1 protein-coding gene is annotated in these 259 nt (G+C 39.0%); it reads left to right on the plus strand.

Annotation, left to right across the window (positions count from 1 at the left end; translation table 11 throughout):
- Positions 1-188: hypothetical protein (locus SB756_RS31875; RefSeq protein WP_410913474.1), on the plus strand; the 188-nt coding region annotated here is incomplete at its 5' end.
- Between the last annotated feature and the right edge of the window lie 71 nt (positions 189-259).

Genomic DNA, 259 nt, shown 5'->3' on the forward strand with positions numbered 1-259 from the left:
GTGAAGGTCTGTACAGTTACAAATTTGATCATAGTAGAATGTTTACATGGAATCCGCTTTACTCGATGCTAGCAACAGATATTTCTACTCACTCTGCGCGCGAATTGAGAACAGATGTAGATGAGCGTGTAGGTATAAGCTTACTATATAAACAAATCGACGATGCATATCCAAATAAGCAAAAATAGATGCACATAGCGATTAGAGTTGACTCATCAAGTCAAATTGGTGCGGGGCATGTTATGCGCTGTCTTAACTT

Source organism: Pseudomonas sp. SIMBA_068, assembly GCF_046534705.1.
GTDB classification, from domain to species: Bacteria; Pseudomonadota; Gammaproteobacteria; order Pseudomonadales; family Pseudomonadaceae; genus Aquipseudomonas; species Aquipseudomonas putida.